The sequence below is a fragment of the Mycobacterium sp. genome, from assembly GCF_004298145.1.
Taxonomy (GTDB): Bacteria; Actinomycetota; Actinomycetes; order Mycobacteriales; family Mycobacteriaceae; genus Mycobacterium.
Genome location: NZ_SCRH01000030.1, coordinates 251,216 through 258,397, shown reverse-complemented (window position 1 = coordinate 258,397; position 7,182 = coordinate 251,216). Strand labels below are relative to the sequence as shown.

Genomic DNA, 7,182 nt, shown 5'->3' with positions numbered 1-7,182 from the left:
GGGTCGCCGCCGTCTGATCGCGGCGATCGCAAGCGCGGCGAAGCCGGGCGCAGCGGGTCGCCGCCGTCTGATCGCGGCGATCGCAAGCGCGGCGAAGCCGGGCGCAGCGGGTCGCCGCCGCTGGTCTCGTGCTCGACGGCCGGGCCCGTGTCGCGCCGCTGGTTGTGGTTGGTCGGTGCGGTCGCGCTGGCGTTGACGTTCGCGCAATCACCCGGGCGGATCTCCCCCGACACCAAACTCGACCTGACCGCGAACCCGCTGCGTTTTCTGGCGCGCGCGACCAATCTGTGGAACAGCGAGCTGCCGTTCGGGCAGGCGCAGAACCAGGCCTACGGATACCTGTTTCCGCACGGCACCTTTTTCCTGATCGGTCATGCATTGGAGGTGCCCGGCTGGATCACCCAGCGGCTGTGGTGGGCGCTGCTGCTCACCGTCGGCTTCTGGGGCCTGTTGCGGGTCGCCGAGGCGCTGCGGATCGGCAGCCCGGCCTCGAGGGTGATCGCCGCGGCCGCGTTCGCGCTGTCGCCGCGGGTGCTGACCACCCTCGGGTCGATCTCGTCGGAAACCCTGCCGATGATGTTGGCGCCGTGGGTGTTGCTGCCCACGATCCTCGCGTTGCGGGCTTCGACGGATCGGTCCGTGCGCGCGCTGGCCGCGCGGGCGGGTCTGGCCGTCGCCCTGATGGGCGCGGTCAACGCCATCGCGACCCTGGCCGGCTGCCTGCCCGCGGTGATCTGGTGGGCATGCCACCGACCGAACCGGCTGTGGTGGCGTTACACCGGGTGGTGGGTGGTGGCGCTGCTGCTGGCCACGCTGTGGTGGGTGGTGGCGCTGGTGATGCTGCGCGCCATCAGCCCCCCGTTCCTGGACTTCATCGAATCCTCCGGCGTGACGACGCAATGGTCGTCGCTGACCGAGATTTTGCGCGGAACCGACAGCTGGACTCCGTACGTGGCGCCGACCGCCACCGCGGGCGCCCCGCTGGTGACCGGTTCGGCCGCCATCCTGGGCACCTGCCTGGTCGCTGCCGCCGGACTGGCGGGGCTGGCCGGCCCGGCCATGCCGGCCCGCGGCCGGCTGGTGACGATGCTGTTGGTCGGGGTGGTGCTGATGGCCGCCGGCTACAGCGGCGGGCTGGGCTCGCCGGTGGCGCACGCGGTGCAGGCCTTCCTGGACGCCGGCGGCGCCCCCCTGCGCAACGTGCACAAGTTGGGGTCGGCGATCGGTATCCCGGTGGCACTGGGCATCGCCCAGCTGCTGGGCCGGATACCGCTACCGGGCAGCGCGCCGACGCCGGTGTGGTTACGGGCGTTCGCCCACCCGGAACGGGACAAACGGGTCGCGGCCGCGATGGTGGTCCTGGCCGCGCTGATGGTCAGCACGTCGCTGGCGTGGACCGGTCGGCTCACTCCGCCCGGAACGTTCAGCGCGATCCCGCCCTATTGGCATGAAGCCGCCGGCTGGCTCACCGAGCACAACACGGGCGCACCCACACCCGGGCGGGTGCTCGTCGTCCCTGGGGCGCCGTTCGCCACCCAGGTGTGGGGCACCAGCCACGACGAGCCGCTGCAGGTGCTGGGCGCCAGCCCGTGGGGGGTGCGGGATTCGATCCCGCTGACCCCGCCGCAAACCATCCGGGCGCTCGATTCGGTGCAGCGCCTGTTCGCCGCCGGCCGGCCCTCGGCCGGCCTGGCCGATACCCTGGTGCGACAAGGCATTTCGTATCTGGTGGTGCGCAACGACCTGGATCCGGACACGTCGCGCTCGGCGCGGCCGATCCTGGTGCACCGCGCCGTCGACGGCTCGCCGGGGCTACGCAAGGTGGCGCAGTTCGGTGCTCCGGTGGGGCCCGGCACGCTGGCGGGCTTCGTCGCGGACGGCGGATTGCGGCCGCGCTACCCCGCGATCGAGATCTTTTCCGTCGGCGGCGATGGCGGTCCCGGCCATCCCGGTGATCCCGGTGACCCCGCCACGCCCTACTTCGCCGACGCCGACCGGCTGACCCGGGTCGACGGCGGGCCGGAAGTGCTGCTGCGCCTTGACGAACGGCGGCGGCTGCTGGGCCAGCCGCCGCTGGGCCCGGTGCTGATGACCGCCGATGCGCGCGCCGCCGGGCTGCCGCTGCCGCCGGGGGCCGGCGTGACCGTCACCGACACCCCGGTGGCCCGGGAGACGGATTACGGCCGGGTGGACCAACATTCGTCGGCGACCCGGGCCCCCGGCGACGCGCGGCACACCTACAACCGGGTGCCCGACTATCCCGTCCCCGGCGCCGAGCCGGTGGCCGGCGCCTGGACGGGCGGCCGGATCACGGTTTCGAGCTCATCGTCGGATTCCACCGCGATGCCCGACGTCGCACCGGCGACCTCCCCGGCCGCCGCGATCGACGGGGACTCGGCGACCGCCTGGGTGTCCAACTCGCTGCAGTCCGCCGTCGGCCAGTGGATGCAGATCGATTTCGACCACCCGGTGACCAACGCGGCAATCACGTTGACGCCCAGCGCAACCGCCGTCGGCTCCCAGGTCCGCCGCATCCTGATCGAAACCGCCACCGGCAGCACCACGCTGCGGTTCGATGAGCCGGGCAAGCCGCTCGCCGCGGCGCTCCCCTACGGCGAAACCCCATGGGTGCGGATCACGGCCGCGGGCACCGACGACGGATCCGCCGGGGTCCAATTCGGCATCACCGACCTGACGATCACCCAGTACGACGCGTCCGGGTTCGCCCACCAGGTCGACCTGCGGCACACCGTGCGGGTGCCCGGACCGCCGCCCGGCTCGCCGATCACGGGGTGGGACCTGGGATCGGAACTGCTCGGCAGGCCAGGCTGCGCCCCGGCGCCCGACAGCGTGCGCTGCGCGCCGTCGATGGCCCTGGCCCCGGAGGAGCCGGTGAACTTCAGCCGGACGCTGACGGTGCCGGCACCGGTGTCAGTCACCCCGATGGTGTGGGTGCGGCCCCGGCAGGGCCCCAAGCTGGCCGCCCTGATCGCCGAACCCAATACCACTGTGGCTCACGGTGATTCGGATTCGGTGGACGTGCTCGGCTCGGCCTACGCGGCCACCGACGGTGACCCGGCCACCGCGTGGACGGCGCCGCAGCGGGTGGTGCAGCACAAGACGCCGCCCACCCTGACGCTCACCCTGCCACGCCCCACCGAGGTCACCGGGCTGCGCCTGGTTCCGAGCCGCGCGGCTCTGCCCGTGCATCCGACGGTGGTGGCCGTCAACCTCGGCGACGGCCCACAAGTCGCGGCGGTCAAGCCCGACCGCGGGGATTCCAGCGGGGCGGGGCGGGCGCACACGCTCGCGCTGAAGCCCCGGGTCACCGACACCGTGACCATCAGCCTGCTGGACTGGGACGACGTCATCGACCGCAACGCGTTGGGCTTCGACCAGCTCAAGCCGCCCGGCCTGGCCGAGGTGGCCGCGCTCGGCGCCGACGGCAACCCGATCGCACCCGCCGACGCCGCCCGCAACCGCGTTCGGGCACTCACCGTCGGTTGCGACGTCGGCCCCGTCATCGCGGTCGCGGGCCGGTTCGTGCGCACCGCGATTCACACCACGGTCGGGGCGATACTGGATGACCAGCCCCTCGCGGTGGTGCCGTGCGACCGCGACCCGATCGCGCTGCCCGCGGGCCAACAGGAGCTGTTGATCAACCCGGGCGCGCAGTTCGTCGTCGACGGAGCCGAACTGTCGACCTCACCCACCGCCGAAGCCCCACCGGCGCAACGTGTTTCGTCCTGGCGGGCGTGGGGACCGGACCGGCGCGAAGTCCAGGCCGCCCCCTCGGCCACCTCCCGCGTCCTGGTCATCCCCGAAAGCATCAACCCCGGCTGGGTGGCACACACCGGCACCGGGACCCGGCTGACGCCGATCGTCGTCAACGGCTGGCAGCAGGGCTGGGTGGTTCCCGCGGGCGACCCCGGCACCATCACGCTGACGTTCGCCTCCAACTCGCTCTACCGCGCCGGCCTGGCCGTGGGCCTGGCCTTGCTGCCGCTGCTGGCGATGCTCGCCTTCTGGCGCACCAGAAGGGACGTCGACGACGCAGCCGCACCGGCACCGCCATGGCGACCCGGGGCATGGGCGGCGGTCCCGGCGGTGGCCGCGGGGGCAGTGATCGCCGGTGTCGGCGGCGCCATGGTGATGGGCGCCGCCCTGGCCCTGCGGTATGCGCTGCACGGGCGGCGCTGGGAGCGACTCGCGCTCGTCGGCAGCGCCGGCGGGCTGATCATGGCCGGGGCGGCACTGTCGCGGCAACCCTGGCGCTCGGTCGACGGTTATGCCGGCCATTCCGCGAATATCCAACTGCTGGCATTGGTTTCGCTTGCGCTGTTGACCGCCTCGGTGGTTGCGGTACCCAACCGGGCGCGCGAGCCGGGCGACGAATAATTCGCCGGGGTATTGGCTACCCGTTTACCGGCTGATTGACTGGATACGCGGGGTGGTGTAACCGGCACCACCCGAGGAGTGAGCGCCATGAGCTGGTTTTCCGCGCCCGAATATTGGGTGGGCAGACTGGTGCTCGAGCGCGGCGCCGCCGCGATCTATCTGCTGGCGTTCGTCGCGGCCGCAGCGCAGTTCCGCGCGCTCATCGGTGAACACGGGATATTGCCCATTCCACGGTTTGTGGCGAGGCAGTCGTTTTGGCGCACGCCGAGCATCTTTCACCTGCGCTATTCCGATCGGCTGTTTGCGGCGGCCGCCTGGTTCGGTGCGGCGCTGTCGGCGGCCGTCGTCGCCGGGGCCGCTGACGCGGTACCGCTGTGGGCGGCGATGCTGATGTGGCTGACGCTGTGGGTGCTCTATCTCTCGATCGTCAACGTCGGCCAAACCTGGTACTCGTTCGGCTGGGAGTCGCTGCTGCTCGAGACCGGGTTTCTGATGATCTTTGTCGGCAACCACGACGTGGCACCTCCGGTGCTGACGTTGTGGATGGTCCGATTGCTGTTGTTCCGAGTCGAATTCGGTGCCGGGCTGATCAAGATGCGCGGCGACCCGTGCTGGCGCGATCTGACGTGCTTGTACTACCACCATGAAACACAGCCCATGCCGGGGCCGCTGAGTTGGTTCTTCCACCATCTGCCCAAACCGCTGCACCGGATCGAGGTGGCGGGTAACCATTTCGCGCAGCTGATCGTGCCGTTCGGATTGTTCGCGCCGCAGCCCGCGGCCAGCGTGGCCGCGGCGATCATCGTCGTCACCCAGTTGTGGCTGGTCGCGTCGGGCAACTTCGCCTGGCTCAACTGGGCGACGATCCTGTTGGCGTGCAGCGCCATCGACGACTCGTCGGTCGCGTTGCTAGTGCCCCGGAACCTTCACCCGACGCACGGCCGGCCGGCGGCCTATTTGTCAGAGCCGCCGTGGTTTGTCGGCCTGGTCGTCGCGGTCACGGCCGCCGTGCTGTTCATGAGCTATTGGCCGATACGCAACATGCTCTCCTCGCGTCAGCGAATGAACATGTCGTTCAACTCATTTCATCTGGTGAATACCTACGGGGCGTTCGGCAGCATCGGGCGCATCCGCCGCGAGGTGGTGATCGAGGGCACCGACGATACCCACCTCACCGACCAGACCCTCTGGCGGGAATACGAATTCAAAGGCAAGCCGGGCGGTCTGCGGAGGCTGCCGCGCCAGTGGGCCCCCTATCACCTGCGTCTGGACTGGCTGATGTGGTTCGCCGCGATCTCGCCGGGCTACGCGCAGCCCTGGCTGAGGCCGTTGCTGCAGCGGCTGCTGCGCAACGACCGGCCGACCCTGCGTCTGTTGCGCCACAATCCCTTCCCGGATTCGCCGCCCCGGTATGTGCGTGCACAGCTCTACCAGTACCGCTTCACCACCGCAGCCGAACTGCGGCGTGATCGGGCGTGGTGGCATCGCGCGCTGGTGGGTGGCTACGTGCCGCCCATGGCCCCGTCGACGGCGAATCCGAGGTCCCACGACTACTTCTGGTAGGACTACTTCTGGTAGGACAAAGCCCCGGTGCCCGCCAGCTTTCCGCCCTCGACGATCAGATACTCCGGGCGAAGGGGCTTGCCGGCGAACCAGTTTTCCAGGACCTCCCGGGTACCGGCGGCGTAGCGCGCCTGAGCGGACAACGTGGTGCCCGAAACATGCGGAGTCATCGCATTATTCGGCATGGTCCGCCACGGGTGCCCGGGTGGCGGCGGCTGCGGGTACCACACGTCTCCGGCGTAACCCCCGAGCCGGCCGCTGCGCAGCGCATCCACGATCGCTTCCGGGACGGTCTCCTCGGCGCGGGCGGTGTTGACGATGTAGGAGCCGCGCCGCATCGTCGAGATCAGCTTTTCGTCGAACATCCTGCGGGTGTCTTCGTACAGTGGCGAGTGGATGGACACCACGTCGACGGCCCGCACCAGCGCCTCCACCGTGGGATGAAACGTCACGTTCAGTTCCTTCTCCACGTCCGGCGCCAGCCGGCGCGTGTCCGTGTAGTGCAGTTTGACGTCGAACGGAGCAAGCCGGCGCAGCACCGCACGCCCGATCCGTCCGGCGGCGACCACGCCGACATCCATGCCCTCGAGGTCGTAGGCCCGCTCGACGCAATCCGCGATGTTCCAGCCGCCCTCGGCCACCCACCGGTGCGACGGGACGAAATTGCGGACCAGCGCCAGAATCTGCATCACCGCGTGCTCGGCGACGCTGATGCTGTTGCTGTAGGTCACCTCGGCCACGGTGATCCCGCGCTCTTGCGCCGCATCCAGGTCCACGTGGTCCGAGCCGATGCCCGCGGTCAACGCCAGCTTGAGTCTGGGCGCCTTGGCGATACGTTCCTTGGTCAGGTAGGCAGGCCAAAACGGTTGTGAAATCACGATTTCGGCGTCGGGTAACGCGCGTTCGAACTCCGAGTCGGGGCCGTCCTTGTCCGACGTCACCACCAATTCGTGCCCGGCGTCTTCGAAGAATTTGCGCAGGCCGAGCGCGCCCGACACGCAGCCGAGGAGCTCACCGGGGGTGAAGTCGATCGTCGACGGAGTCGGTACGGTGCTGCCGTCGGGGTATCCGTGGATCGTCGGGATGCTGTCGCGCGCGTAGGTCGGCGGGTATCCGTCGACGGGGTCGGGATAGAGCACCATCACACACTTGGCCATTGAATTCTCCTTTGACTGACGATCAAGCCCAGTCTCGGGGGGCGACCCCGGGGCTGTCCAAGAC

At 70.0% G+C, this 7,182-nt stretch carries 3 protein-coding genes; 2 read left to right on the top strand and 1 reads right to left on the bottom strand.

Going from position 1 to position 7,182, the window contains the following annotated elements:
* Positions 1-120 precede the first annotated feature (120 nt).
* Positions 121-4,398, top strand: coding sequence for an alpha-(1->3)-arabinofuranosyltransferase (locus EPN51_RS11660; RefSeq protein WP_293042328.1), 4,278 nt, complete (start codon positions 121-123; stop codon positions 4,396-4,398).
* A gap of 87 nt (positions 4,399-4,485) precedes the next feature.
* The gene (locus EPN51_RS11655) at positions 4,486-5,961 is read left to right on the top strand and encodes a lipase maturation factor family protein (protein ID WP_293042274.1); all 1,476 of its coding nucleotides are present in this window, start codon (positions 4,486-4,488) and stop codon (positions 5,959-5,961) included.
* A 2-nt stretch (positions 5,962-5,963) separates the two neighbouring features.
* On the opposite strand, the gene EPN51_RS11650 is transcribed toward EPN51_RS11655, so the two are convergent.
* The gene (locus EPN51_RS11650; RefSeq protein WP_293042271.1) at positions 5,964-7,118 is read right to left on the bottom strand and encodes an NAD-dependent formate dehydrogenase; all 1,155 of its coding nucleotides are present in this window, start codon (positions 7,116-7,118) and stop codon (positions 5,964-5,966) included.
* Positions 7,119-7,182: the final 64 nt, after the last annotated feature.

What these genes read in the sequence shown, in the direction of transcription:
- EPN51_RS11655 (WP_293042274.1), top strand. Translation starts at nt 4,486, where the DNA reads ATGAGCTGGTTTTCCGCGCCCGAATATTGGGTGGGCAGACTGGTGCTC.
- EPN51_RS11650 (WP_293042271.1), bottom strand. Translation starts at nt 7,118, where the DNA reads ATGGCCAAGTGTGTGATGGTGCTCTATCCCGACCCCGTCGACGGATAC.